This window comes from Subtercola frigoramans (genome assembly GCF_016907385.1).
Classification (GTDB): Bacteria; Actinomycetota; Actinomycetes; order Actinomycetales; family Microbacteriaceae; genus Subtercola; species Subtercola frigoramans.
Window position 1 is genome coordinate 3,634,034 of record NZ_JAFBBU010000001.1, and the last position, 24,982, is coordinate 3,659,015.

The window sequence follows — 24,982 nt, forward strand, 5'->3', positions numbered from 1 at the left end:
TCCAGCCACCCGGGCCCGCAGCCCGATCCCGCCGCAGCACGGCCCCGCCCCAGTCCGGCCCAACCCCAGCACGGGCAGGTAAAATCGCTGCGTGGCCGTTTCGAAGATCATCCTGTACTACGCCTTCGTGCCACTGCCCGACCCCGAAGCGATTCGGCTCTGGCAGCGTGATCTCTGCGAGAGCCTGGGCCTCCGCGGCCGCATTGTGATCTCCACACAGGGTATCAACTGCACCCTCGGCGGTGAACTCTCGGCGATGAAGCTCTATGTGCGCAAGACCCGTGAGTACACCGGGTTCGCCGGCCTCGACGTGAAGTGGAGCGATGGCCGCGGCCTGGCGGCAGACCCATCGGCCGACACCGAGGCGGGCCGGCCGATGCTGCTCTCGAGCGCCGTCGCCCCGCACGGCTACTCTGTCGACTTCCCCCGGCTGAGCGTGAAGGTTCGCGATGAGATCGTGAGCTTCGGCGCCCCCGGCGAACTGAGGGTGGATGATCGCGGTGTCGTGGGTGGTGGCACCAAGCTCTCGCCGCGAGACCTCCACACCCTCGTCGATGCGCAGAAAGCCGCGGGCGACGAGGTCGTGTTCTTCGACGGGCGCAACTCCTTCGAGGCCGAGATCGGGCGCTTCGACGGCGCGATCGTGCCCGAGGTGAGCAACACCCGAGAGTTCGTCGCCGAACTCGACAGCGGCAAGTACGACCATCTGAAGTCGAAACCGGTCGTCACCTACTGCACCGGCGGTATCCGTTGCGAAGTGCTCTCCTCGCTGATGGCCTCGCGCGGGTTCGAGCACGTGTACCAGCTCGACGGCGGCATCGTGCGCTACGGCGAGACCTTCGGTGACACCGGCCTCTGGAAGGGGTCGCTGTATGTGTTCGACAATCGCCTCTCTGTTAATTTCTCTCCGGATGCCCGGCCCATCGGTTCGTGCTACCGCTGTGGTTCGCCCACCAGCTCGATGCAGAACTGCGCCGACCCCTCGTGCCGCGCCCAGCTGGTGATCTGCGACGACTGCTCCTCCACAGCACTGGCAGTCTGCGAGCTTCACAGCGCTTCCCTTACAAGCCCTCCTCTCGGCTGAACGCTCGACGTAGGCTGGCCGCATGAGTACTCCTCCGATCCAGACCAAGGCCGACGAACTCCTCCGACTGCACCTGTCACCCGACATCCTGTCGGTGGTGAACGTGTGGGACGCGGTCAGCGCAAAGGTGATCGCCGACATTCCCGAGACTAGGGCTCTCGCGACGGCGAGCCACAGCATCGCCGCGCTGTTCGGCTACGCCGACGGAGAGCAGATCCCGGTCGACCTGATGATCGACATGGTCGGCCGCATCGCCGCGTCGACGCGCCTGCCGGTCTCCGCCGACCTAGAAGCGGGCTACGGTGCCCCGGGTGAGACGGTTCGAAAGGCGATCGGAGTCGGCATCGTCGGCGCCAACCTCGAAGACCAGATGAAACCGTTCGGCGAAGCAGTGAGCGCAGTTGCCCAGGTCGTGGCGGCCAGCCAGGCCGAGGGTATCGATTTCGTGCTCAATGCCCGTACCGATGCCTTCCTTCGGGCGGGGGATCGCCCCCACGAGGTGGTCGTTGACGACGCCATAACGCGAGGGCGGGCCTACCTCGAGGCCGGGGCCTCCTGCGTGTTCGTACCCGGCAAGCTCGATGCCGTCACGGTCGAGCGGCTGGTCGGCGGGCTCGGTCGGCAGCGCGTCAGCGTGATCGGCATTCCCGGCTCGCTTTCGCCCTCGGTCTTCGAAGAACTCGGCGTCGCGCGGATCTCCTACGGCCCGTGGAGCCAGCGCGTCGCGCTCACCGCCCTGGCCGACCTCGCCGTCACCCTCTACGGCAACGGTTCACTTCCCGACAACGCGCGCGCACTGAACTGACCTCCTGGCTGACGGAGTCACTCGACTGCTGCGTCCGGGCCAGGCCTCAGCGCCAGTATCAGGCGGCGAGGGCTTCCCGCGCATTCACCGACCTCGAGGCGCGCGCAAGGGCACGGCGCGCCCGTCGGCGTTCGCGCCGCTCCGAGGAGAAGACCCGCGCGTCCGAACTCGACAGCGCGAAGAGCACGAGAATGTCGAAGGAGAGGTTGATGAGCCCAGTCGCAAGTGTCACGTTGACCCGGGTCTGAACGAAATCGATGGCCACTATGGCGACCGCGAACAGGCTGAGCGTCATCGCCGTGAATCTCGCCCAGTTGTACCCCAGGAACATCAACTGGGCGAGCAGGAAGTACCCGACAACCGCTGCGATCGCAAAACCGACAACGATCCAGAGCACCAGATCGGCAAACTGGGCGCTCTCGACGGTGTTGCCCGAGGGGAGGTCGACGACAATCGACTTCACCGAATCGGCCCAGCCGGCGAAGATGGCGATGACGGTGGTGAGTCCGACGACTCCACGGATGACCATGATGAGAAAACTGATGTAGATCGAGATGGGCCGTTTGACCCGGTTCGAGGAGCCCGAATTGCGCGCGGTGTCGAGAACCACGCGGCCCAGCCGGGTGGCGTCGGCGGGGATCGGCGCATCCGTCACCTCTGCTGCCTGTTCTACGCCCTCAGCCGACACCGGAACAGCACTGAGATCGATGATCGGAAGATCGCCGTCGGTGGTGATCGCGTCACCACCTCCGTTCACCGAGTGATAGCCCGTTGAGAAGTTCTTGATGACAGAGAACCTCCCGTCAGGGTTTGCCTCGCGCAGGGTCGAGACAATGTGATCCCGCTCCTTGTCGGTCTCCTTCTCGATGCGGTGCGTCACCTGGAGGGTGAACAGCGAAAGGCCGACGTTGCGGTCGTACGTGCCCGCGGCCATCCACTCGGCCTCATAACCACCGGGTAGCAACCAGTCACCGGGGGTCTTCCAGAAACGTACGTGGTGCCGTTTCGCAGGGTTTCCAGCGACCTCCTGCTGGTAGGTGAAGTCCTGCATGTTGCCGAACAAGTAGAGGGGGCTCACGGGAGCATCGGAATAGCTGCGCCGGAAGAGCGTCGACGTCACGATGCGGAGCGAACTGCGAAAGCCGACGTCGTCGGCCCGATGCCAACCCGCCGCGAGCATCGCCGTGTGCAATTGCGCTTCAGAACCGAACAGCGCGAGGTTCACGGGGTCACCGAGAAGACCCTCGTTGGTGCGGGCCCGGCCGATGAAGTAGTCGGGCACATAGATGAGGGTCAGCATGCTGTGGATGCGCGGCAGCAGCAGGTAGGCGAGCAACAGCCAGAAGATCAACAGGAACCAGATGTACTGCAGCCCATTGCTCACGGACTCTGTGAGAACGAGGTACGCGAGCCAGCCGGCCGCGATGGCGCCGAGGAAGAAGTAGATGGTGTCGAGGAATGCCATGATCGAGCGTCGAGGGCGACGGGGGACGGCGGGCGACGGTTCCGCCGTGCTCACGCTGGCTGACATGAGTCAACCGTAGGGCACGACGCTGTCACAGCGCATCCACTGCGAGCGGCGCGGAGCATTTCATGAGTCAATGGGGCAAGCCTGGCGATACGCGAGGCTTGCCTGATTAGGCTGGGAGCATGTTCAGAGCACTGGTGGTCGACAGAGATACCCCTCCCACACTTCGCGACGTCGACGACGACTTTCTCCCTAAAGCCGACGTCACCATTGCGATCGAATACTCCAGCGTCAACTTCAAAGACGGACTCGCTCTCAGCCAGAACGGTGGCGGAGTGGTGCGTACCTTCCCGTTGGTTCCGGGGATCGACCTCGTCGGCACTGTCGAGCACTCCGCAGACCCGGTATTCGCCGTCGGCGAGCGCGTCATCCTCAACGGAGACGGCATCGGGGAGAAGTACTTCGGCGGGCTGGCTGAACGGGCGCGCGTTCGATCAGACGCCCTGGTCGCGCTGCCAGACGGCCTCACGGCGGAGCGCGCCGCCGCAATCGGTACCGCCGGATTCACCGCGATGATCGCCGTTCTGGCCCTCGAACGGAACGGGGTCGTGCCGGGTTCGGGAGAGATCCTCGTCACGGGGGCCGCCGGCGGCGTGGGCTCCATCGCCATCGCCCTGCTCGCGGGGCGCGGTTACACCGTGGTGGCGTCGAGCGGGCGCGCGGAGACCGAGGGCGCGTACCTTCGCGGCCTGGGCGCAACCACCGTGATCGATCGTTCCGAGTTCTCCGAGGCGGGCAAGCCCCTGCAGAAGCAGCGGTGGGCTGGCGCGATCGACTCGGTCGGCAGTTCGACGCTCGCGAATGTGCTCGCCCAGACGAGCTACGGCGGCACCGTCGTGGCGTGCGGCCTCGCGCAGGGCGCCGACCTTCCGACGACAGTGATGCCGTTCATCCTTCGCTCGGTGACCCTCACCGGGGCCAACTCGGTCGAGGCGCCGGCAGCTCTTCGCAAACAGGCTTGGGCGGCCCTGGCGAACGAACTCGACGGCGAACTGCTCGACTCGATGACCACCACGATCGGCCTCAGTGACGTCATCGCCACAGGAGCCCAGATTCTGGCCGGCTCGATTCGGGGGCGAACCGTGGTCGACGTTCGCTGCTGACAAGACGAGACGCACCCTGACACCCGAACTGGGTTGCTGAGCAAACTTCACTACTGAGCAAATCTCGGGTACGATCAGTGGATGCCCGAGCCCACCCCTTCGTATTCGGTCGGCATCGCCCGGTTGCCGCGGTCTGCGCTGCGACAGTCTGCGCGAACCTCCTCCCAGTCACAGGAGCAACACGTCCCGGGCCACGATACGGGCAGACCCGAGCACCCGACGGCCAATGAGACATCATGGTGGCGGCGCGCACCTGAACGGATCTTCGGTGACTCCAACAGGATCGTCGCAATCGACGTGACGCGTGGACTCGCCCTGGTGGGCTCTGCAGCGCTGCTCGCGCTCCCTGATCTGCTGTTATCGGTGTCGAATGGCACCGGTCTCGCTAGCAGCGAAGAGCCTTTTCCGGGCGCTGTCCCTCGAGCCCCGGTGCCGCCGTCGATTGTGGGCTTCAGCTGGAGCGCGAACGTCTCGATGCTGACTCTCATCCCCGCCGTTGTGGTGCTGCTCTTCGCCGTGAGTGCCGGTCTGTCGGTGTCCCTGTCAGCAGGGGGGCGTCAGCCCCTTCCCGGCCCGCGCGGCGTGCAGGTTCGCCTCCGACTCCTGTTCCGGGCTGTCGTGTGCTTCGGCGCCGGCGCCGCCCTCGTGGCGTTGTCTGACGTGGTGATCGGTCACTCGGCGACCAAAACAACCGGAATCCGCGGGGTGATGGCCGCGCAGCTGGCCGCGCAGCTGGCCGCGCAGCTGGGAGGGGCCCTGCAGGTGATCGCAGCGCTGACTGGTGTTGCCATCGTGATGGTCCGTTGGCCGAAATGGCTCCTCTTCACGATTTCGGGCATTCTCGCCGTCGTTCCACCGATCGTCACGAGCATCTTCGACACAACCGGTTCTGTTGCGCCATCCGTGTTTTCACAGCGGCTCGGCTCGCTCGGTCTTGACCCAGCGTCGTTTGCCCGCGCCGCCTTCGCGTCGAGCACGCTCGGCACGCCGACGGTGCTCTGGATCGTTCTCTTCATCGTCGGCCTCGCCATCGCAAAGCTCACTCTCACGCGCATCGTCACGCGACTGGTTTTGTGGGGCGCAGGGGGCCTCACAGCAGGAGTGGGCCTCGGTGCGAGCTGGGCCCTCAGCCACTCTGCGGCAACACCACCCAGTGCTGTCGGAGTGCTCGCCAACGCGCCTGCCAGCTCGAACGTCTTCGTGTTCGTCGGGGTCTGCGGATCTGTGATCGCCGTGGTTGCCACACTTCTCCTCGTCGCTCCCGCACTCCGCTGGGGGCTCGCCCCCCTGGCTGCGACTGGCTCTCTCGCACTGACCGGTTCGATCCTGCTCGTTGTCGGGGCCATGGTCTCTGTTGCGGCCCAGCGTGATCTGCCCCCGAGCGCCAGCCTGTTCGGGGTCGCAGCCGTGCCCGTGTTCTGTATTCTCTGGCGGTTGCTGCTCGGTCGGGGTCCGCTCGAGCGCCTCGGGCGCGGCATTGAACGTGCCATCTCAGCAGAAGCAGCGACAGACGAACCTTCTGGGCTTCTACCTGCTAAGCCTGTGCCTGCTGAACCCACAGCGGTGCTGCCGGCAATGACTGAACCGCGGGCAGAGCGTGCGCCCCGGGTTCGTGAACCGAGATCCCGCAGCGCCATTCGCCAGAAGCGCCCGGCACGCCGTGAAACTCCGACGGTCAGACCCTCCCTTCCTGCACCCGATGTCTCTCCCGAGATCGGTGTACGCACCAACTGGAGCCCCGGGCAGACCCTCGGCAGGTCGCCGTTCTGATCTGCCAGCACTTCGACATAAGGGCTCTCCGCCCCGGAATCCGAACCCCATGCGACCCGAAAACCACATAAGGCGACTGCTGGGCGCAAGCGATCGCCTCCCTGCCGGCCCACTGGAACGACAGCTCATCGACGAAGCGATTTCGCTCGCCGATGCACTAGGCGACCAGCGACTGGGCTACGAGGCGCGCCTTCGACTGATCCGCTCTGCTGCGCTGACGGGAGACTCGGCCATCAGTAACACCGCCCTCACGCACTGCCGACGGCTCCACCTCTCAGATCCGACGACATTCCCTGCCCGGATCGGTGACCTCGACCTTGTGCATGAGCCACCCGCAATTTCGCGCGAAGAAGACCAGGAGCATCCCGTCACAGGCGGACCGGCTGCCCGCGACCGGTGCGACGATGCCGCCGGAGCCACTGCGCTCCGAGCTGCGCCGCCACCGGTACCGATCGCGCTCGAAGACGCACCTGCGTGGCTTCAGCGGGCCCGTGAGCGGGCGACGATCGGCGATGACGAAGGTGCCCGGTCTGCCATCGCCCGCTGCCGCGACTGCCTCGACGCCCCAGCCCGGCCGGGGACAATGCGGTCGGGCATCGCGCGTCTCACGGCCGAGCTCTATGCTCTCGAGATTCGGATGGCCGTCGAGCGTGGTGATCTCGAGCAGGCAGAGCGCCTGTGCTCGTGGCGCGTCGACGTACTCATCGAAGACGAGCGGCTCGACCTTGCTGAAGTGGAGCTCCAGCTCGGACTGCTTCTCTTCGGGGTCGAACCGCAGGTACGGCGAGGCGATCTCGAACGGGCTCTGGGCGAGGCGCGACGAAAGGGATTCGATGCAGAGGCACAGGTGAGCATCCTGACCGCCCTCGCCGAGCTGAGAGTGGCAGAAGAGGCCGTCGACCTTCTTCTCACAGCCATCAAGCTCTGCGGCTACCAGCCCGACGATGAGAGGGTCCAGAGACCCCTCTACCACCTTGCCCGTGCGCAACTCGCAGTCCACAACCGTGATGGAGCCCGAGCGGCCCTCGACAGGCTGTTGCGGCATCCGCTTGACCGGGCATTTCGGGCCAGTGCACTTCTGATGCGGGCCCGTGCGCTCGGCTCTGAACGTGACCTATTGGGTGCACGGGGGTGGTTCACGGCGCTGGCGCAGCCGAGAACAGGGGGCCACCGGGATGCCCGGCGTCTGCTCGAGGCGATCGCCGATGCTGACCGGGCACTCGTTCTGAGCCTCGAACTCGGGTACAGCCTGGGCATCATCGAGGCCTGTGGTGTTCTCGCACTGCTTCTCGAAGATCTGGGAACGGCCCCCGGAGTGATCGAAGCGTGGCGACGGGCTCTCGCCGAGTCGGAGCAGATCTGCCATCCACATTCCCCCTTCCTGAGGTTTCGCCTCGCCCGAGCCCTCATTGCTGCGGAGCGCGGGCCAGAAGCCTGCGCAGAACTGACGGAGGTATTCGCGTTCGTGGTCGAGATGGGGTTGCCTTCGACGGAGCGCAGCGAGATCCTCTACTGGCTGGGGCACGCGCAGAGACTCGCAGACGACGACAACGCAGCCTACGCAAGCTGGAGCGCGGCGCTTTCGCTCACCAGCTCGGCGCAGGCGCCGCGACGAGCGGTGAGGCTCGGACTCGCGCTGGGCCGGCTGTTGCTCGACGAAGGCGACCAGTCAGCCGTCGATGTCCTGGCCCACGCGGTGCGTTGTGCGCGCCTTCTTCCCCCCGGATCGTGGGAGATCGTCGACACGCTTCATCTCCTCGGCCAGGCACAGTGCGCCAGCGGGGACCGCGCCGGCCTCGATGCTCTGGATGAAGCGATCGACCTGGCCGCCGACTTCGCCTTCGATGTGGACGGGTTGCTCGCGAACATCACGGAGTCACGCGCTCACGCCCTCGATGACCTCGGGGACGACGACGACGCAGTCCGCACTGCCTCGCGCGCGAGTGCTCTCTACGAACGGATGGGGCAACGATCATCCGCCGGGCATGCCAGTCTCTTCACAGCGCGGTTGTTGAGATCAGTCGGCCAGCTCACCGAGGCAGAACCGTGGTATGAACGAAGCGTCGAGCTCCTCTCGGCGGAGGGTGCGGTCGCGCGGGTCGCCGACAGCGAACTCACGGTGGTGCGAAAGCAGAGACGGTCGGCCCTCGGCCGGACTTCGCACTGACTCGAGGCTGGCGCAGCCCTCCACAGCGGGCATCATCTGCCTGCCCGAGCTTTCAGTCGGCCGCGATCTCCTGTGCATCAGACGCTTCGAGCGGCGGTAACCGCAGCGCCTTGAGAAGACTCAACGAATGACGGGTCGTGACGATGATGCGCGAGAACTCCGAATCCTGCAGGTCGATGACCACCGACGTACGCGTGCCCTTGATCAGCAGAAAGTCCTTGCCGTCGTGATACTTCCAGGAGCCGACGGCCAGCGTGAGCGGAATCGCGGTTCCCGGCGCGCGAATGCCGCGCACCCAGACCCACGGGTCGTCGGTGAGGGCGGCCGACCGGATGTTCTCCAGCGGCACGTCGATGTCGCTGCGTCGCAACGACATGATCTTCTCGGCTCGCGTCAACCTGATCTCGAGGCGATCGGGGTGAACGAACAGAACTGACATGACTCTATTTTGCCGGTGATTCCCGTGCAGCGGAACGAGCCGCGCCCGGGAGCGCAGACACGATACGGTCCATCGCACTGTCGTCGAGGGCGGCAGAGACGAACCAGGCCTCGAAAACAGACGGAGGCAGCGAGACGCCCGCGTCGAGCATCGAGTGGAAGAACGGTGCGTAGCGGTACGACTCCTGCGACTGCACCTCGGCGTAGGTGCGCGGCCCACCTGCAGAGAAGTCGCCGAACGCGAAGCTGAAGAGACTTCCTGCCCGCTGCACAGAATGCGCGACACCCTCGGCGTCAAGTGCTTCCGAGACGGCCTTCGAGATGAGGGATGCTGCACTGTCGAGCTTCGCATAGACGCTCTCATCAGCCAATCGCAGGGTCGCAAGCCCTGCCGCCACGGCAACCGGGTTACCCGAGAGTGTTCCGGCCTGGTACACCGGGCCGAGTGGTGCCAGGTAGTCCATCACATCTGCCCGACCGCCGAGCGCCGCCAGTGGCATACCGCCGCCGACGACCTTGCCGAAGGTGAAGAGGTCTGGAGCGTACGGAGTCTCGGAATTCACGTGCGCGGAGGTAGACGTCTCGAGGCCCCACCAGCCGGCTGGGCCGACCCGGAAACCGGTGAGAACCTCGTCCACGATGAGGAGGGCCCCATTCGCATGCGCAATGTCAGCGAGTGCGGCATTGAAGCCGGGATCAGGAGCCACGACCCCCATGTTCGCCGCAGCCGACTCGGTGATGACGGCCGCAATCGCGCCCTCGTGCGCGGAAAACACCGCCCGAACCGCGTCGAGGTCGTTGTACGGCAACACGAGGGTCTGGGCCGCTGTAGCGGCCGTGACACCGGCAGATGCCGGCAATGCCAGCGTTGCCAGCCCCGATCCGGCCTCGGCCAGGAGGGAGTCGGAGTGGCCGTGGTAGTGACCGGCGAACTTCACGAGAATGTCGCGCCCAGTGAACCCCCTCGCCAGACGGATGGCGGTCATTGTCGCTTCTGTGCCGGTGGAGACCAGGCGCACCTTCTCGACCGGCGATACCCCAGCTGACGACATGCGTGCGCGAATGGCCTCGGCCAACTCGGTCTCGCCGGGCGTTGAAGCGCCGAACGACAATCCACGCGCCGCCGCCGCCTGCACGGCCGCGATGACCTCGGGGTGGGCGTGCCCGAGAATCGCGGGCCCCCATGAGTTGACCAGGTCGACATACTCGACCCCGTCGGCATCGGTGATGTGCGGGCCGCTGGCCGACACCATGAACCGCGGCGTGCCACCGACGGATCGGAACGCGCGCACCGGCGAGTTCACCCCGCCCGGAATGGAGACGCTTGCGCGAGCGAACAGGACGTCGGATTCAGACATGTGGAGTGACCTTGGTTTCAGCGGCTGGCTAGGACTGGTCGAGCAGGGTTCGAGCGATCTCTGAGGCGAAATAGGTGAGCACGGCGTCGGCGCCTGCACGGCGGATGCTCGTGACAGACTCGACGATGGCCCTCTCCCTCTCGATCCACCCGTTGGCTGCCGCGGCTTCGATCATCGAGTACTCGCCGGAGACCTGGTATGCCCAGACGGGAACGGGCGAGACCGCCGCGACGTCGGCCAGTACGTCGAGGTAGCTCATCGCCGGCTTCACCATGACGATGTCTGCACCCTGCTCGACATCGAGGAGGGCCTCTCGCGCACCCTCCCGACGGTTTGCCGGATCCTGCTGGTAGGTCTTTCGGTTTCCCCGGAGGGACGAGCCCACGGCCTCCCGGAAGGGGCCGTAGAAGGCAGAGGCGTATTTTGCGGAGTAAGCAAGGATTGCGGTGTCCTGGAACCCGTTCGAATCCAGTTCATCGCGCACAGCAGCCACTTGGCCGTCCATCATCCCCGAGAGTCCGAGGAGTTCGGAACCGTTCCCGGCCTGCGCCAGGGCCATGTCGCGGTAACGGAGCAGTGTCGCATCGTTGTCGACCCTACCCTGGGCGTCGAGCACACCGCAGTGGCCGTGATCGGTGAATTCGTCGAGACAGAGGTCGGTCTGAACCACGAGCGAGTCACCCACTTCGGAGACGACGACCTGGGTGGCACGGTTGAGGATTCCGTCGGGATCCGTCGCTCCCGACCCGATGGCGTCCTTCGTGTCGGGGACACCGAAGAGCATCACGCCGCCCAAGCCGAGCGCAGCAGCCTCAGTCACGACGCTCCGCACGGAATCCAAGGAATGCTGCATGACACCGGGCATCGAGCTGATCGGCCGGGCTTCGCCTTCGCGCACGAAGAGCGGCAGCACGAGATCAGCGGTGTGGAGCCGGTTCTCAGCGACGAGCCGTCGCATCGCCGGCGTCGACCTCAGCCGACGAGGCCGAATCGACAGGTCGCTCGTCTGGGTCAGGGCGAAAGTACTCATGCGATAAACCCTACGCGTACTAGCTGTGGGGCCGATCTGCGGGAAGGCATGTCCTATCGGGGGGCTAGTGCCGCGTCGATGAGCGACTGGATCAGCGACTCGCTCGAGCGGTCGTGGGCGATCGCGTCGACGCGCAGGCCGTAGGAGCGTGCATCCTGCGCCGTCACCGGCCCGATGCAGGCCACAATCGTGCTTTCGGGAATCGGCCCGAGCTGCAGCTGCACCTGTTCGGCGACGCTGCCCGAGGTGACGAGGATGGCGCGGATGAACCCCGCGGCGACCTCTTCACGAATATTTGGATCGACAGGCACCCCGATGGTGCGGTACGCGACCACCGATTCGACCGAATGCCCACGCTTGACCAGCCCGTTCGTGAGAACGGGCTTCGCGATCTCACTGCGCAGGGTGAGGATGCGTAGCGAGGCCCCTGCCTCCTCGAACTGCTTCATCTCACTCAGCAGGCCCTTGGCCGAATTGTCTTCGAGCGGCACGAGGTCGACCTTGTACCCCGCCAGCGATAGGGCTGCTGCTGTCGTTTCACCGACGGCAGCGATGCGGGTCGTCACGGGGACGATCGCGCGGTGCGCCGATAGCACGTCGACCGTTGTCGCACTCGTGACGGTGAGCCAGTCGAAGGCACCCCCAGCAAGCCTTTCGAGCGCACTTTCGAGTGCTGCTGCGTCTTCGGTCGGCGCGAAATTGATGAGCGGGGCGACGATCGGGGTTGCGCCCACCGCGCGGAGGTCGGAGGCGACTCCGTGGCCCCAAGGGCCGCCGCGAGGAACCAACACGCGCCAACCGGTAAGGGGCTTGGTGCCGGGAGAGATGGTCATCGGCCACCCCCCAGTTGCGCCAGGTCGGAGGCGCCGTCATCGAGAAGTTGCAGAGCCACGTCGTGGCCGAGTGCTGACGCCAGCTCGAGCCGGAGCTGTCGATGGGTGGCCTCGTCGCCCGACGGAAGTTCCACCGACCGTTCGCCGCCCAGCTCTTCGGCACCGTCAGCGCTGTAGACCACTGCCGTCAGCGTGAGCGTATTGGCTTCGAGGCGCGCGGTGGCTCCGATTGGGGCGCTGCAGCCCGCCTCGAGCGTTGCGAGAACGGCGCGTTCGGCAGCAATCGACAGCCGAGATTCGTCGTGCCGGATGTATGCCAACTGGGGAATGTCGTCCTCCTCGCGCGTTTCGATTGCCAGGGCTCCCTGGCCTGGGGCAGTCGGCCAGACGGCGAGGTCGAAGAACTCAGAAACGGCATCGAGTCTGCCCAGTCTGGTGAGACCGGCTGCGGCAAGCACCACGGCGTCCAGTTCCCCGCTCGACACCTTTGCCAGCCTGGTGTCGACATTACCTCTAATGTCGACAACCGTTGCATCCGGCCTGAGACTGAGCAGTTGCGCCACCCGCCTCGGCGACCCCGTACCGATGGTCGCACCCTCCGGCAGATCCGCCAGAGTGAGGCCGTTGCGGGTGATGAGAGCATCGCGCGGGTCTTCGCGCTGAGGCACTGCAGCCAGCACCAGGCCCGGGTACGGCGCCGTAGGGAGGTCTTTGAGCGAATGGACGACCAGGTCGCACTCGCCGGCAACCAGCGCCGCCCGCAGGGCACTGGCGAACACCCCCGTGCCGCCGATGCTCGACAGCGACGCACGCGAGGTGTCACCTTCTGTCGTGACCACCGTGATGGCGACCTCGACGCCCGTCAGACGGGTCAGCTGCTCGGCGATCATGCCTGTCTGGGCGAGGGCGAGGGCGCTCCCTCGTGTCGCGATCGTGAGCTTACGGTTCATCAGATGGGGCGCGTCTCAGTTCGTCAATCGGGTCAAAGTGTTCTCGGTGAACCTGAGCGGCGGGTGTCGCCCTGGTTCGCCTGTACTCAGGGTGCGAGCCCGCCCAGGGCTGGCTTGAACCCCAGTCGCACGTTCTCACAGCACCCCGAACGGCACACGTCGTACCAGGGGCCGAGCTCCGTCAGCGACGGGCGTTCCGCTGTCGGTGTTCCGTTCACACGCTCGAGCACCAAGTCAATCAGCCCGCTCACATACTGTGCGTGAATACCAGGCGTCGGTACCCGAACACTGTACAAATCGTTATCCGCAGCGGTCTGGGTGGCCTCATTGTCGAGGTCCCACTTGACCTCCATGTGGTCGCTGACGAACCCGAGGGGCACGATCACCACCGCACGGATGCCACGGGCCGGCAGTTCGGCTATGGCGTCATTGATGTCGGGCTCCAACCAGGGCTGGGTGGGCGGGCCACTTCGCGATTGGAAGACGAGTTTCCAATCCGGCATGGATGATCGCCCGACCCCCACCGCAGCCATCACCACTTCGGCCACAGCGCGGTGCTGTGCCTCGTAGGCACCACCCGCACCGAAACCACGCTCAGGTGGGCCGGACCGGTCGGCGTCGGCCGTCGGGATCGAGTGCGTGGTGAACAGCACTTCCACCTCGGTGCCGAGGTCGATTCCCGGCAGTGCCTCGGTGATCTGCTCGAACGCGGACGTGACGCCGTCGATGAACGGTGAGACGAAGCCGGGGTGGTCGAAGAACTGCCTGATCTTGTCGATCTGCAGCCTCTCACCGAGCCCGGTCTCGTCGAGGGCCCTCGCGTAGTCCTCGCGATACTGTCGGCAGCTCGAATACGAACTGTAGGCACTCGTGCCGATGGCGATCAGCTTCGTGTAACCCGCCGCGTCTGCCGCGAGCAGCGCTTCGCTCAGATACGGCGCCCAGTTCCGGTTGCCCCAGAGCACAGGAAGGTCGATACCGCGGGAGGCGAGTTCAGCCTCGAGGGCGGCCTTCAGTTGGCGATTCTGTTCATTGATCGGGCTCACCCCGCCGAAGGCCCGGTAGTGGTGTGCCACCTCCTCGAGGCGCTCGTCGGGGATGCCGCGCCCACGCGTGACGTTCTTCAGGAACGGGATGACGTCATCCTGGCCCTCCGGCCCGCCGAACGAGGCGAGGAGGATCGCGTCGTAGGCTACCGGCACCTCGATGTGCTCGGCCCCCGTCGAGGCCGCGGCTGTCGCGTTTCGAACGAGTGGCTGCGACTCGACTGCGGTCACTGGAGCACCTCGACGATCTCGGCGGTGCTGATGCGACGGCCGGTGAAGAACGGCACCTCTTCGCGCACGTGCCGCCGGGCATCCGTCTGCCTGAGGTCTCTCATCATGTCGACGAGATTCAGGAGGTTCTCGTCTTCGAGGGCAAGGATCCACTCATAGTCGCCGAGTGCGAAGCTTGCGACCGTGTTGGCGAGGGTCGTGCGGAAGGCCGAACCCTTGATGCCATGGTCCCGCAGCATCTGGCTGCGTTCGGCCTCCGGCAGCAGGTACCACTCGTACGAGCGAACGAAGGGGTAGACCGTGACCCAGCTCTGCGGTGGCTTGCCGAGCATGAACGAGGGCATGTGGCGCTTGTTGAACTCGGCATCGCGGTGCACGCCCATGGCATTCCACACCGGCAGGAGCCCGGTGAACAGGGCCGTGCGGCGAAGCTGGCGAAGGGCCCACTGGAGCGTCTCTGGAACGCTGCCGTGAATCCAGACCATGATGTCGGCGTCGGCACGGAGGCCAGAGACGTCGTAGAAACCACGGAGGGTCACCTCTTCGCTCTCGATGCTCAGAACAGCGTCGTCGAGTTCGGCGACGATCGACGGCACGTCGTACCCGTCGAACGAGACGGGAGCCTCTGGATTGCGGCGGAATACGGCCCAGAGCGCATAGCCGGTGACCATTTCACCCGCGGGTTCCGAGGTGGATTCGATCGTGGAGGGTGCGAGCGGTGCATCGGCTTGGTGCGTCGCCCGATCGGGTGTCGGGAGTGTCATTGTCTTCTTTCCTGCCGCGGGATGCAGGGCGGATCTCGCGGGTGCTGTGCAGATCGATGGTGGTGTGGCTTGGGGCCCGGAGGAAGGGAGGTGTGCGGTTCCCGGAGACGAGTCGAGTGTTCGGTGCCGGTGGGCTTCAGCGCCGAGTGGCGCGGAAGCCGAACCACACTGCGGCGCCCAGCACCGCGACGATACCGGCCGCTGCGGCCACGAGGACGGCAGGATTCTCCTCGCGGAGAGTCTCTACATGGGCCGCGACCCGGCGCGCGGCAAGCTTCGCCTGCTTCGGCACGTTGAGTTTGGTCTCGATCGCGTCGAGTGTCTCCTGCAGGTCTTTTCGGTTCCTGGCGACATCGCTCACGATCTGTGCGTGTGTTCGCGTGTCTGCGGGCTTCTCCGGCGCCGGCGGCTGGTTCTTCGCAAGCCCCGCAGCAGCCGCCTTCGACGCCGCGCCGAGAGGAGCGGTACCCGTGGAGTTGTCACTCATGCTTCTCACCCAATCCCTTGACCGCGTTGATGTCCTTCTTGATGCTGGTGATCGATTCCTCGGGCACCGGAGGTACGCCCTTCTTGATCGAGAGCACCCCGACGAGAATGAGGATGGCTGCAACGACGAACAGTGCGCCAGCCACGATCAGGGCAGCCAGCCAGGCTGGGAGCGCCGTCGCAATGCCGAGCACGGCAGCAGCGACCAGTACGGCAAAGACGAAGAACAGCAGGAACAGGGCAGCGGCGATGAGTCCCGCCCCGACTCCCAGCTTCGTCAGTTTCGCTGTGAGCTCGGCCTTGAAGAGAGTGATCTCGTCTTTGACCAGGGTCGTCAGCAGGCTAGGGAGCGCCGAAACCAGTTCGGCCAGCGACTGCTTGGACTTGGGGTTGGGCACGCTGCGGGTCGGGCCGTGCTGCGCGTCATCGGGGCGATCAGCCATGAGAACTCCTCTGCCCCTAGACGGTGGCTTCAGGTGTCGCGGCGGGGGTCGCCGGGCTGGTACTGCCGGCCTTGACGCTGGCGTCGCTCGCAGTCGGCTTGGTGGTCACGACCGTCGTCGTGGTCTTCTTGACTCCGAGCACGGTGCCCAGCACCTTCTTCACCTGGTCTGCGGCCTTGCCGGAGAGGGAGTCGATCCGCTGGTTCGCGAACCCCTTCACCTGGGTGACACCTGCCTGGACTGGCTGCGACATCCACACCTTGTCTGCGCCAGCCTTGATCTGTTCGTACCGGGCTGTGCCCGCTCGGGCGCCGAGCACGTAGCCCGTGGCGAGGCCGACAACGAAAAGCAGCTTTCCGCGCATGATTTCTCCGATCATCGTTGAGTTGCTTATAGAGGTAAATCGTAGCCCTACGCGCTGAAGAGACTCGCAGCGAGGTCGCGGGCCTTGACCGCAGCTCCATCGATGACATAGGCGAGCCCTGTGCCCGAGATCCAGGCGCCGACCACTTCGAGCCCCGGATGCCCGTGCACGGCCTCGATGACGGCATCCACCCGCGCGCGGTGGCCCACTGTCGCGAACGCCAGGGAGTCCCGCCACTCGGTGAGGGCAAACCCGCGCACCTGCTCTTCGCTGAGCGGAATCCCAAGCAGCGTACTGGCGTCGGCCAGCACCTGGCGGCGGGTCACCTCGCCGACGGGCACGGGTTCCCCTCCCCTGCCGTACGAGAGCCGCACAACGTGCAGGCCCCCCGTGTCGCGGGCCAGCCACGGCCATTTCGCGGTCGCGTGGGTGAGTGCCTTGGCCCTCACCGTCGTGACACCGTCGGCGACCAGCACACCCGTGCCGCGTGGCGCCGCATCGAGCGCGGGCGCATCGAGAACAAGAGTCGCGAGTGTGACGGCGCTCGCTCCGGGCCAGTCCGCGGTCTGGGTCGCACCTGTAAGAGCATCTGGCTCACCGGAGTGACCCGGGCCTGCCTGCCCGGCGCCCTGCGCGAGCTCGAGAGCGGCACGGAAGCCGGCAGCAATGATGACCCCATTCGAGCCGAGCACGGTGCCGTCGTCAAGCACGGTCATCCATTCAGCGGCGCCAGGAACGGCAGAGGCGACCCGTTGAATGCTTCTCACACCGAGACCGAGCCGGACGTCGACACCCAGGCGGGCACACTCGGCCTGGAGAGCCTCGACGAGCCGATACATTCCACCGTCGATGCCGGCCACCGCAGAGCCAGCCCTGGCACCCGGGGCACCGTCGATTCCCGGCCGCTCGCCGGCACCTGCAACCGCCGGCCTCGCGACCAGTCCCTGGTTGGCGATGAGCGACATGACAGCACCCGAAAGCGAGCCCTGGTTGGTCATCGCGCGCGTCAGTCCCGGCGCGACAGAGTGCACGTCCACGAGGTCGGGGTGAGCGGAGTGCACGCCCGAGACGATCGGTGCCACCAGCCGGTCGAGTACCTTCGATCCCATGCGCCGACGCACGAGATCGCCGAGGTCGGTCTCCTTGCGCACACGCAGAAAGGGCATCACCCGGTCGAGTTGGGCCCGAAGCGACCCTGACCAGCCGAGGATCGCCCGCACGTCATTCGCCAGCGGCACGCCGGGAATGCCCAGAACGGTGTTCTTCGGCAGCGGGGCCGCGAAGCCGTCGAGCTGTAGCCAGGCCCCCGAGCGATTCGGGGTGACGAGTTCGTCGCCGAGGCCCAGACCGGTCAGGTAGGCCTCGACGGTTCCGCCGCGGGTTGCGAAGCTTTCAGCCCCACTGTCAAGCCGGATGCCCGCCACCGTGTGGGTCTGGACACACCCTCCGGCGGCCACTGCCCGGTCGAGAACCGTCACGCGCAGGCCACCCAGTGCCAGCTCCCGTGCGGCAACCAGCCCACCGATGCCCGCACCGATGACGATGACGCTCTGCGAGCTCCGTGGCGGCTCGGGAGCGGATGCGGACGGGGTCTCTGGCGTGTCAGGCATCGGCGGAACGCGCGTGCACGAACTCGACGAGCCGGGTGAGAACGGCAGGGTCGGTTTCGGGCGGAACGCCGTGCCCGAGGTTCAGTACGTGTGCAGGAGCTGCGAGACCCCGCTCGAGCACGTCGACGACGTGAGCCTCAAGTACCGGCCACGGTGCGGCGAGGAGTGCCGGGTCGATGTTGCCCTGGATGGGCACGGTGCCGCCGAGACGGCGCGACGCCTCATCGAGCGGAATGCGGTAGTCGACGCCGACGACGTCTGCGCCGACATCGTGCATCGCCTTCAGCAGTTCGCCCGTTCCGACACCGAAATGAACGATCGGCACCGTGCGCGGGTCGCCTGCTGGGGAGCTCGATGCGTTGGTGTAACCGAGACCGTGCACCCCCGACAACGCCTGCGCCGATGCGGGGGCGACCTTCGAGGTGTAGTCCGCGAGCGACAGCGCCCCGGCCCACGAATCGAAGAGCTGCGCTGCGCTGGCGCCGGCCATGATCTGCGCCCGCAGGAATGCTCCGGTGATGGTGGCCGTCCATTCCATGAGCTCGGCCCACGCCGCCGGGTCGGAGTGCATGAGCGTGCGGGCTGCGAGATGGTCCTTCGATGGCCCGCCCTCGACGAGGTAGGCAGCCAGGGTGAAGGGGGCTCCGGCGAAACCGATCAGCGGCGTGTCACCGAGAGCGGCGACGGTGAGGGCAACCGCCTCGGCGATGGGGGAGAGGGCGGCTTCGTCGAGTGCGGGGAGCGCACGAACATCCGCCGCCGTTCGAACCGGGTGAGCCAGAACGGGGCCGCGACCGGGAACGATGGTCACGTCGACGCCGGCGAGCTTCATCGGCACCACGATGTCACTGAAGAAGATGGCCGCGTCGACGCCGTGACGCCGAACAGGCTGCAGCGTGATCTCGCTCGCCATCGCCGGGTCAAGACAGGCGTCGAGCATCTCGGTGCCGATACGCAGGCTCCGGTACTCCGGCAGTGATCGACCGGCCTGGCGCATGAACCACACCGGGGTGACCGGCCCGCGAAGACCCTGGTAGCTCGTGACGAGAGGAGACGAGGAGGTGCGGCCGTCCTGTAGCGGGTGCGACGCCGGCAATACCTGCGCGTCGACGGTGTTGATGTCTGAGTTCACATCGAACAGTGTCTCACTGGTGTCTGCGACAACCCGAACGCGGGGCAGGACTATGGTCCCGAGCTTCGCAGGGGAATTGGCGGATATCATGAGTCAGTGCTGATATGTCTTACTGCAAGCCACCGGAATGCGAGCTTCGACGTGCTCGAGAAGCTCTCCGTCGGCGCACCGACGGCCGCACGCACGCTTGTACGCAACAGCGACTTCATCACGGGGGCGGTCATTCTCGCAACCTGCAATCGCTTCGAGGCGTACCTCGACATCGACGACTCCCACACTGCCGGGCACCGGATCGCCACTCGCGAGGTCATCGACGCCGTGAGCGCAGCCTCGGCCGTCGAATCGTCGGCCGTGGCAGACATTGTCAGTGTTCTCTCAGGAGATCTCGTCACCGAGCACCTCTTCTCCGTTTCCAGCGGCCTTGAATCGGTGGTCGTGGGCGAAGACGAGATCGCCGGCCAGGTGAAGCGGGCACTCCAGTCTGCCCGCCTCGACGGCACGACCTCCTCGGCTCTTGAACGGCTCTTCCAACGGGCGTCACACACCTCCCGCGACATCAAGACCAAGACTGGGCTCGGCGGTGCCGGCCGTTCGCTGGTGAGGCTCGCGCTCGAGCTGGCAGAGAGCCGCGTCACGGACTGGAGCGCGACCCGGGTGCTGCTGGTGGGAACCGGCAAGTATGCGCGGGTCAGCCTCACGGCCCTGCAGGAGAGGGGCGTCACCGATTTCACGGTCTACTCACCCTCGTCGCGCACGGCGCCGTTCGCCGAGCGCCTGTCGATCCCGCAGGTCTACGCTGACGGCCTGGTCGAGGCCATCGCCGCCTCCGACATCGTCGTGACGGCAAGCCAGTCACCCGTCACGGTGTTGACCGTCTCACACTTCACTGCGGCGCATGGCGCAGCCGGAGCCCTGCAGCGCCGACTGGTCATCGACCTCGGGCTGCCCCGGAACGTCGAGCCCGCCGTGGCCGAGATCGGCGGCGTCGAACTCCTCGACCTCGAGACGATCAGCCTGCACGCCCCGATCGACGAATTCGCCTCGACCACCAGCGCGCGGGCCATGGTCGATGAGGCCGCTGCAGAGTTCAGCGCTGCCCGCGTCGAGGCAGAGGTGACCCCGGCGGTCGTGGCCCTGCGCTCCCACTTCTTCGACGTGCTCGACGCCGAGATCGCCCGCGCCGAAGCTCGTGGCGACCACACACCGGAGACCGAGCGGGCGCTGCGACACCTGGTCGGCGTGCTGCTGCACACCCCCTCCGTCCACGCTCGCGAACTCGCACGCGCCGGCGAGGCTGCGTCGTTCGTCGCCGCGCTCGAGACGCTGTTCGGCGTGCATCCGGAGCCGACAGCCGCTCCCGTGACCAGCCTCGGCGCTCACCTTCCGGCGCAGCTTCCCGAGGCCCCGCCCGCGCAGACCGCCTGACCCGCCGCTCGCCCCCTCCGTCAGCCACGGAGACGATCGACTCTCCCCCGAAGTGCAACAATTCGAGCAGAAAGCTGCGCATTCGGGAAAGTCGATGGATTCGTCAGTACACATACTCCAGAATGTCGGTGCCGAGGGTGCGCATGCCGTCCAGCACGGCCAGACGCGAGGTGAGCTCCTCGTCGTTGAACCGCATGGTCACGGCATAACTGACGCTGGCCCTAGGGCCTCGCAGTATGCCGACTTCTGACCGGATGCCCGGGCCAGACCCCGTCTTGTTCACCAGGAGCAACCCGTGGTCGGAGTGCACGTGCGAGAGCGGATCGAGCCCGAAGGCACTGGCCACCATCGAGAGGTCGGCGCTCAGCCCGAGCCAGGCGAGAACCTGCTGGCTCGTCGCCACATCGACGACGGAACCCTCCGCGAGATCGCGGAACAGGGTACTGAGTTCGCGAGCCGACCCCACGGAGACGTGGGGTGCGTCGTCGGGTCCGCGGTGATCGCGGACCTTGTCGAGAAGGAACGTGCGGTTCAGGCCCAGCGCTTCACCCCTGGCCCGCACCGCGTCGAGCCCGATGTGCCGCAGCAGGACGTTGGTGGCGAGATTGTCACTGGACTGCCCGACCATCACGGCGAGGTCGGCGACAGGCATCGTCGGAATCTGAAGGTGTTGCCAGAGACCCGTACCGGCAGCAGAATCGACGACGGTGCGATCGAGCAGGCCGTGGGCAGACCCGTCACGCTGGGTCAGCCGGGCCGCGACCTCGATGAGCAGGATGACCTTACCGAGGCTCGCGGTAGGCACAGAAAGGTGGTCATCGATCGAGAAGAGCACCTTCTCTGTGGTGACGTCGAGCGCCGACGCCGTGATCTGGACCCCGGAGAGGGCGAGCTTGGTCAGCGAAACAAAACCGCGCCTGAACGTGTCGGTCTCGTGCGTCTGGGCGGCCGACCGGCGGCCGCTCGGCAGCTCCGGCTGGGCTTTGCGCCGATCCTTCCGCATGGGTTGCTTCACCGCCGATCCTGATTCGGCAACGTCGTGGCGTCGCTGGCTGGGTCGAGATTGATTCGTGCCGAATTCACCAGATGGCGACGCGGGATTCCGGGGCCAACCACAGGGCATCGTCGACGGTGACGTCGAACGCTTCGTAGAACTCCGGGATGTTGCGAACGATCTGGTTGCAACGGAATTCATTCGGCGAGTGGGGGTCGATCGCCAGCAGGCGGATCACCTCTTCGTCTCTCGATTTCTGCTGCCAGGCCTGTGCCCACGACAAGAAGAACCGCTGGGCGCCGGTCATACCGTCGATCACCGGGGGCTCCTGGCCGCCCAGCGAAATCAGGTACGCCTTCCACGCTATGCCGAGTCCACCGAGATCGCCAATGTTCTCGCCGATCGTGAGTGCGCCGTTCACATGGTGATCGGGCACCTGGGCTGGCGCCAGGGCGTCGTACTGTTCGATCAGGGAGGCTGTCAGGCTTTCGAATGCCTCGCGGTCGTCGGCCGTCCACCAGTCCGTCAGGCGCCCGTCGCCATCGAAACGCGAACCCTGGTCGTCGAAACCGTGGCCGATCTCGTGCCCGATCACCGCGCCGATTGCACCGTAGTTGGCTGCAGCATCCCGTGACTCATCGAAGAAGGGCAGCTGCAGGATGGCCGCAGGGAACACGATCTCGTTGAAACCGGGGTTGTAGTACGCGTTGATGGTCTGCGGGGTCATGAACCACTCGTCGCGGTCGAGGGGCTTTCCGACCTTGCCGAGTTCACGCTGGAACTCGAACTCGCTCGTAGCCCTCACGTTGGCGAACAGGCTGTCGGCACTGAGATCGAGCGCCGAATAGTCGCGCCACTTCACCGGGAAGCCGATCTTCGGCGTGAACTTGTCGAGCTTGTCCAGCGCCCGCTGGCGGGTCTCCGGGGTCATCCAGGCGAGATCGGTGATCGACTGGCGGTAGGCCTCGATCAGGTTCGCGACGAGTACGTCCATGGCAGCTTTGGCCGTCTTCGGGAAGTGCCGCTCGACATAGATACGGCCCACGGCCTCGCCCATCGAGCCCTCGACCAAGGAGACGCCGCGCTTCCACCGGGCGCGCATCGAGGGCGTGCCGGTCAGCGTACGACCGTAGAAGTCGAAGTTCTCCTCGACGAACTGCTCCGGAAGCAGCGCGGCGGCGCCGTGCACGACCTTCCAGGCCAGCCAGTCCTTCCACGATTCGAGCCGGTCTGCCGTGATGAGGGAGGAGAGGCCTTCGAGAAAACTGGGCTCGCGCACAACGATCTCATCGAAGACCGCCGCAGGAGCATCAAGTGCGTCACGCCACAGGGTGAGCGACCCCGCGGGCGAGGTCTCGTCCGCGGAACCGGCGAACAGGGCGAGCAGCTCAGCCCACGACAACAGGTTGTAGGTGGCCTGGGCATCACGCGTCTTCACGTTGTCCCAGTGCTTCGAGGCGATCTCGGTCTCTAGGGCGAAGACCCGGGCGGCCCGGTCCACAGAACTGCCTTCGAAGCCAGCGAGTTCGAACATGCGCTGCACGTGCGCACGGTATGCCTCACGGATGGCTGCGAACTTCTCCTCGCGGTAGTAGCTCTCGTCTGGCAGTGAGATGCCGCCCTGCTCCACGAACACGAGGTAGCGTTCGGGGTTGCCCGGGTCGTTGTCGACGAAGAGGCCGAAGAAGCCCCCGACACCCTGGCGCTCGAGACGCCCGACCGTTCGCACGAAGTCCTCGAGCGTGGTGATCGACTGCACCTCGTTCAGCTGCGATTCGATCGGGGTGGCGCCGAGCTCCTCGATGCGCGCCTCGTCCATGAAGCTCGTGTAGAGGTCACCGAATTTGCGTTCTTCGCTACCCTCCGCGGCGCCCTGCGCCTCGACGATGATCTCCTGGACGGCCTTCTCGGCCGCCTCGGCGAGCAGGTAGAACGATCCCCAGCGCGCCTTGTCTTCAGGGATCTCGGTCGTGGCGATCCAGCGCCCGTTGACGTGCCGGAACAGGTCGTCCTGCGCGCGGGTCGCAGGGTCGAGTGAGGTGGTTTCGATACCCGATGAGCTCATGGCTCAAGCATACTTAGGCGTGCCTGTGCGAAACCCACCGGTCGACAGAGACATCCTCCGGCTCGCCGTTCCGGCCCTGGGTGCGCTGATCGCCGAGCCTCTCTTCCTTCTCACCGACACGGCCATGGTCGGCCACCTGGGGGAGGTGCAACTTGCAGCGCTCGGCATCGCCAGTGCGATCATCCAGACGGCCATCGGCCTGCTCATCTTCCTGGCGTATGCGACGACGCCTGCGGTGGCGAGGAGGCTGGGTGCCGGCGACCGTACCGGGGCCATCAGGGCGGGAATCGACGGGTTGTGGCTGGCACTTGGTCTCGGAATCGTGGTGGTTGCGCTGGGGGCGCTCACGTCACATGCCGTGATCGGCATATTAACGAGCGATCCCGCCATCGCCGCGGAAACGAACACCTACCTCACCATTTCGCTGGCCGGCTTGCCGGCGATGCTGCTCGTCATCGCTGCAACAGGCCTCTTGCGCGGCCTGCAGAACACCAGGACGCCCCTGGTGGTCGCCGTCTCGGGGTTTGCCGCGAATGCCGGCCTCAACGCGGTCTTCATCTACGGTTTCGGCTGGGGAATTGCCGGCTCGGCCGCCGGCACCGTGGTCGCCCAGTGGGCGATGGCCGGGGCCTACCTCGTCATTGCGGTGCGAGCCGCCAGGCAGAGCGGTGCGAGCCTCCGCCCTGGCTTCGACGGTATCGGTTCTGCCGCGGCATCCGGCGGATGGTTGTTTCTGCGAACCGCGAGCCTCCGAGCCGCGATGCTCGCCACCGTCGCGGTCGCCGCGACCTTCGGCACAGCCCAGCTGGGAGCATTCCAGATCGCTCTGACGTTGTTCACAGCCCTCGCGCTCGTTCTGGATTCGCTCGCCATCGCTGGCCAGGCGCTGATCGGCCATCGACTAGGCGCCTCCGACACCGTCGGCGTGAAGCAGATCACCCGGCGACTGGTGCTCTGGGGCCTCGGTACGGGTGCCGTGCTCGGACTGCTGCTGGCGAGCGCAGCGACCCTCCTCGGCCCCGTATTCTCGCCGAGCGTCGACGTACAGCGTGCCCTCACCGTCACCGTCTACACGATGGCAGTGGGCATTCCCCTCGCCGGGTTCGTCTTCGTGCTCGACGGGGTGCTCATCGGCGCGGGAGACGCCCGGTACCTCGCCCTGACCGGTGTGGTCAACCTGGCCTGTTATGCCCCGCTCCTGGCCGTCGTGATCGCCGCCCCTCCCACTGGCGACCTGGCGCTCGTCTGGTTGTGGGCAGCGTTCGGCTACGGCTACATCGGAGCGCGGGCCCTCACCCTCGGGCTCCGGGCCCGAACTTCAGCCTGGATCGTGCCCGGCCTTGCGCGCTGACGAGA

At 66.1% G+C, this 24,982-nt stretch carries 22 protein-coding genes; 7 read left to right on the top strand and 15 right to left on the bottom strand.

All coding sequences use genetic code 11. From position 1 onward, the window contains the following. Positions 1–91: 91 nt before the first annotated feature. Entirely contained in the window at positions 92–1,084 is a 993-nt protein-coding gene (locus JOE66_RS16740; protein WP_205111368.1) for a tRNA uridine(34) hydroxylase, read from the top strand. A 22-nt stretch (positions 1,085–1,106) separates the two neighbouring features. Then, the gene (locus tag JOE66_RS16745; protein WP_205111369.1) at positions 1,107–1,889 is read left to right on the top strand and encodes an isocitrate lyase/PEP mutase family protein; all 783 of its coding nucleotides are present in this window, start codon (positions 1,107–1,109) and stop codon (positions 1,887–1,889) included. Between the two features lie 58 nt (positions 1,890–1,947). Here JOE66_RS16745 and JOE66_RS16750 read toward each other — a convergent pair whose 3' ends face one another. Further along, positions 1,948–3,420: an LssY C-terminal domain-containing protein gene (locus JOE66_RS16750; RefSeq protein WP_239518350.1), complete on the bottom strand. Its 1,473-nt coding sequence runs from the start codon at positions 3,418–3,420 to the stop codon at positions 1,948–1,950. A gap of 119 nt (positions 3,421–3,539) precedes the next feature. Between JOE66_RS16750 and JOE66_RS16755 the strand changes: the two genes are divergently transcribed. From JOE66_RS16755 to JOE66_RS16765, 3 genes are all read left to right on the top strand, one after another. Continuing rightward, entirely contained in the window at positions 3,540–4,520 is a 981-nt protein-coding gene (locus tag JOE66_RS16755) for an MDR family oxidoreductase (RefSeq protein ID WP_205111370.1), read from the top strand. A gap of 81 nt (positions 4,521–4,601) precedes the next feature. Beyond that, positions 4,602–6,290, top strand: a complete 1,689-nt coding sequence (locus tag JOE66_RS16760) for a hypothetical protein (RefSeq protein WP_205111371.1) — start codon at positions 4,602–4,604, stop codon at positions 6,288–6,290. A 49-nt stretch (positions 6,291–6,339) separates the two neighbouring features. Then, complete coding sequence (locus JOE66_RS16765; RefSeq protein WP_205111372.1) at positions 6,340–8,457, top strand: hypothetical protein; 2,118 nt, start codon at positions 6,340–6,342, stop codon at positions 8,455–8,457. Positions 8,458–8,509: 52 nt separating this feature from the next. Here the strand turns inward: JOE66_RS16765 and JOE66_RS16770 are convergent, their stop codons facing one another. The 12 genes from JOE66_RS16770 to hemE all read right to left on the bottom strand — a co-directional run bounded on the left by JOE66_RS16770 (position 8,510) and on the right by hemE (position 19,142). Next, complete coding sequence (locus JOE66_RS16770) at positions 8,510–8,896, bottom strand: hypothetical protein (RefSeq protein WP_205111373.1); 387 nt, start codon at positions 8,894–8,896, stop codon at positions 8,510–8,512. Between the two features lie 4 nt (positions 8,897–8,900). Next, positions 8,901–10,253 carry a glutamate-1-semialdehyde 2,1-aminomutase gene (hemL, locus tag JOE66_RS16775; protein ID WP_205111374.1) on the bottom strand — a complete coding sequence of 451 codons (1,353 nt, stop codon included), beginning with the start codon at positions 10,251–10,253 and terminating at the stop codon, positions 8,901–8,903. 28 nt (positions 10,254–10,281) lie between these two features. Next, a complete protein-coding gene (gene hemB, locus JOE66_RS16780) occupies positions 10,282–11,283 on the bottom strand; it encodes a porphobilinogen synthase (protein WP_205111375.1) in 1,002 nt (333 codons plus the stop codon). A 53-nt stretch (positions 11,284–11,336) separates the two neighbouring features. Continuing rightward, positions 11,337–12,116, bottom strand: a complete 780-nt coding sequence (locus tag JOE66_RS16785) for a uroporphyrinogen-III synthase (RefSeq protein WP_205111376.1) — start codon at positions 12,114–12,116, stop codon at positions 11,337–11,339. Then, positions 12,113–13,066: a hydroxymethylbilane synthase gene (gene hemC / locus JOE66_RS16790; RefSeq protein ID WP_205111377.1), complete on the bottom strand. Its 954-nt coding sequence runs from the start codon at positions 13,064–13,066 to the stop codon at positions 12,113–12,115. Before hemC ends, JOE66_RS16785 begins: the two co-directional genes overlap by 4 nt. A gap of 86 nt (positions 13,067–13,152) precedes the next feature. Further along, positions 13,153–14,343: a ferrochelatase gene (locus JOE66_RS16795; protein WP_205111378.1), complete on the bottom strand. Its 1,191-nt coding sequence runs from the start codon at positions 14,341–14,343 to the stop codon at positions 13,153–13,155. Continuing rightward, positions 14,340–15,107, bottom strand: a complete 768-nt coding sequence (gene hemQ / locus JOE66_RS16800; protein WP_371733938.1) for a hydrogen peroxide-dependent heme synthase — start codon at positions 15,105–15,107, stop codon at positions 14,340–14,342. The genes JOE66_RS16795 and hemQ overlap by 4 nt, the downstream gene beginning before the upstream one ends. Positions 15,108–15,243: 136 nt before the next feature. After that, positions 15,244–15,594 (bottom strand): DUF3618 domain-containing protein, encoded by a 351-nt coding sequence (locus tag JOE66_RS16805; RefSeq protein WP_205111379.1) that lies wholly within the window; start codon positions 15,592–15,594, stop codon positions 15,244–15,246. After that, positions 15,587–16,036 carry a phage holin family protein gene (locus tag JOE66_RS16810; RefSeq protein ID WP_205111380.1) on the bottom strand — a complete coding sequence of 150 codons (450 nt, stop codon included), beginning with the start codon at positions 16,034–16,036 and terminating at the stop codon, positions 15,587–15,589. Before JOE66_RS16810 ends, JOE66_RS16805 begins: the two co-directional genes overlap by 8 nt. 16 nt (positions 16,037–16,052) lie before the next feature. Then, complete coding sequence (locus JOE66_RS16815) at positions 16,053–16,415, bottom strand: YtxH domain-containing protein (RefSeq protein WP_205111381.1); 363 nt, start codon at positions 16,413–16,415, stop codon at positions 16,053–16,055. 32 nt (positions 16,416–16,447) lie between these two features. Beyond that, positions 16,448–18,010 carry a protoporphyrinogen/coproporphyrinogen oxidase gene (locus tag JOE66_RS16820; protein WP_205111382.1) on the bottom strand — a complete coding sequence of 521 codons (1,563 nt, stop codon included), beginning with the start codon at positions 18,008–18,010 and terminating at the stop codon, positions 16,448–16,450. Then, positions 18,003–19,142 carry a uroporphyrinogen decarboxylase gene (gene hemE, locus JOE66_RS16825; protein WP_307827262.1) on the bottom strand — a complete coding sequence of 380 codons (1,140 nt, stop codon included), beginning with the start codon at positions 19,140–19,142 and terminating at the stop codon, positions 18,003–18,005. Before hemE ends, JOE66_RS16820 begins: the two co-directional genes overlap by 8 nt. Before the next feature lie 96 nt (positions 19,143–19,238). Here hemE and JOE66_RS16830 point away from each other — a divergent pair, with 96 nt between their 5' ends. Further along, positions 19,239–20,567 carry a glutamyl-tRNA reductase gene (locus JOE66_RS16830; RefSeq protein ID WP_205111384.1) on the top strand — a complete coding sequence of 443 codons (1,329 nt, stop codon included), beginning with the start codon at positions 19,239–19,241 and terminating at the stop codon, positions 20,565–20,567. 103 nt (positions 20,568–20,670) lie between these two features. Here JOE66_RS16830 and JOE66_RS16835 read toward each other — a convergent pair whose 3' ends face one another. Beyond that, positions 20,671–21,582: a serine hydrolase gene (locus tag JOE66_RS16835; protein ID WP_307827263.1), complete on the bottom strand. Its 912-nt coding sequence runs from the start codon at positions 21,580–21,582 to the stop codon at positions 20,671–20,673. Positions 21,583–21,646: 64 nt separating this feature from the next. Further along, positions 21,647–23,626 carry a M13 family metallopeptidase gene (locus JOE66_RS16840; RefSeq protein ID WP_205111385.1) on the bottom strand — a complete coding sequence of 660 codons (1,980 nt, stop codon included), beginning with the start codon at positions 23,624–23,626 and terminating at the stop codon, positions 21,647–21,649. On the opposite strand from JOE66_RS16840, the gene JOE66_RS16845 reads away from it, so the two are divergent. Further along, positions 23,625–24,977 (top strand): MATE family efflux transporter, encoded by a 1,353-nt coding sequence (locus JOE66_RS16845; protein WP_205111386.1) that lies wholly within the window; start codon positions 23,625–23,627, stop codon positions 24,975–24,977. The two genes, JOE66_RS16840 and JOE66_RS16845, sit on opposite strands and share 2 nt — an antisense overlap. Positions 24,978–24,982 lie beyond the last annotated feature (5 nt).

Coding starts and splice junctions, on each gene's coding strand:
- JOE66_RS16745 (WP_205111369.1), top strand. CDS start 1,107: ATGAGTACTCCTCCGATCCAGACCAAGGCCGACGAACTCCTCCGACTG.
- JOE66_RS16750 (WP_239518350.1), bottom strand. CDS start 3,420: ATGTCAGCCAGCGTGAGCACGGCGGAACCGTCGCCCGCCGTCCCCCGT.
- JOE66_RS16755 (WP_205111370.1), top strand. CDS start 3,540: ATGTTCAGAGCACTGGTGGTCGACAGAGATACCCCTCCCACACTTCGC.
- JOE66_RS16760 (WP_205111371.1), top strand. CDS start 4,602: ATGCCCGAGCCCACCCCTTCGTATTCGGTCGGCATCGCCCGGTTGCCG.
- JOE66_RS16765 (WP_205111372.1), top strand. CDS start 6,340: ATGCGACCCGAAAACCACATAAGGCGACTGCTGGGCGCAAGCGATCGC.
- JOE66_RS16770 (WP_205111373.1), bottom strand. CDS start 8,896: ATGTCAGTTCTGTTCGTTCACCCCGATCGCCTCGAGATCAGGTTGACG.
- hemL (WP_205111374.1), bottom strand. CDS start 10,253: ATGTCTGAATCCGACGTCCTGTTCGCTCGCGCAAGCGTCTCCATTCCG.
- hemB (WP_205111375.1), bottom strand. CDS start 11,283: ATGAGTACTTTCGCCCTGACCCAGACGAGCGACCTGTCGATTCGGCCT.
- JOE66_RS16785 (WP_205111376.1), bottom strand. CDS start 12,116: ATGACCATCTCTCCCGGCACCAAGCCCCTTACCGGTTGGCGCGTGTTG.
- hemC (WP_205111377.1), bottom strand. CDS start 13,066: ATGAACCGTAAGCTCACGATCGCGACACGAGGGAGCGCCCTCGCCCTC.
- hemQ (WP_371733938.1), bottom strand. CDS start 15,107: ATGACACTCCCGACACCCGATCGGGCGACGCACCAAGCCGATGCACCG.
- JOE66_RS16805 (WP_205111379.1), bottom strand. CDS start 15,594: ATGAGTGACAACTCCACGGGTACCGCTCCTCTCGGCGCGGCGTCGAAG.
- JOE66_RS16810 (WP_205111380.1), bottom strand. CDS start 16,036: ATGGCTGATCGCCCCGATGACGCGCAGCACGGCCCGACCCGCAGCGTG.
- JOE66_RS16815 (WP_205111381.1), bottom strand. CDS start 16,415: ATGATCGGAGAAATCATGCGCGGAAAGCTGCTTTTCGTTGTCGGCCTC.
- JOE66_RS16820 (WP_205111382.1), bottom strand. CDS start 18,010: ATGCCTGACACGCCAGAGACCCCGTCCGCATCCGCTCCCGAGCCGCCA.
- JOE66_RS16845 (WP_205111386.1), top strand. CDS start 23,625: ATGGCTCAAGCATACTTAGGCGTGCCTGTGCGAAACCCACCGGTCGAC.
- JOE66_RS16840 (WP_205111385.1), bottom strand. CDS start 23,626: ATGAGCTCATCGGGTATCGAAACCACCTCACTCGACCCTGCGACCCGC.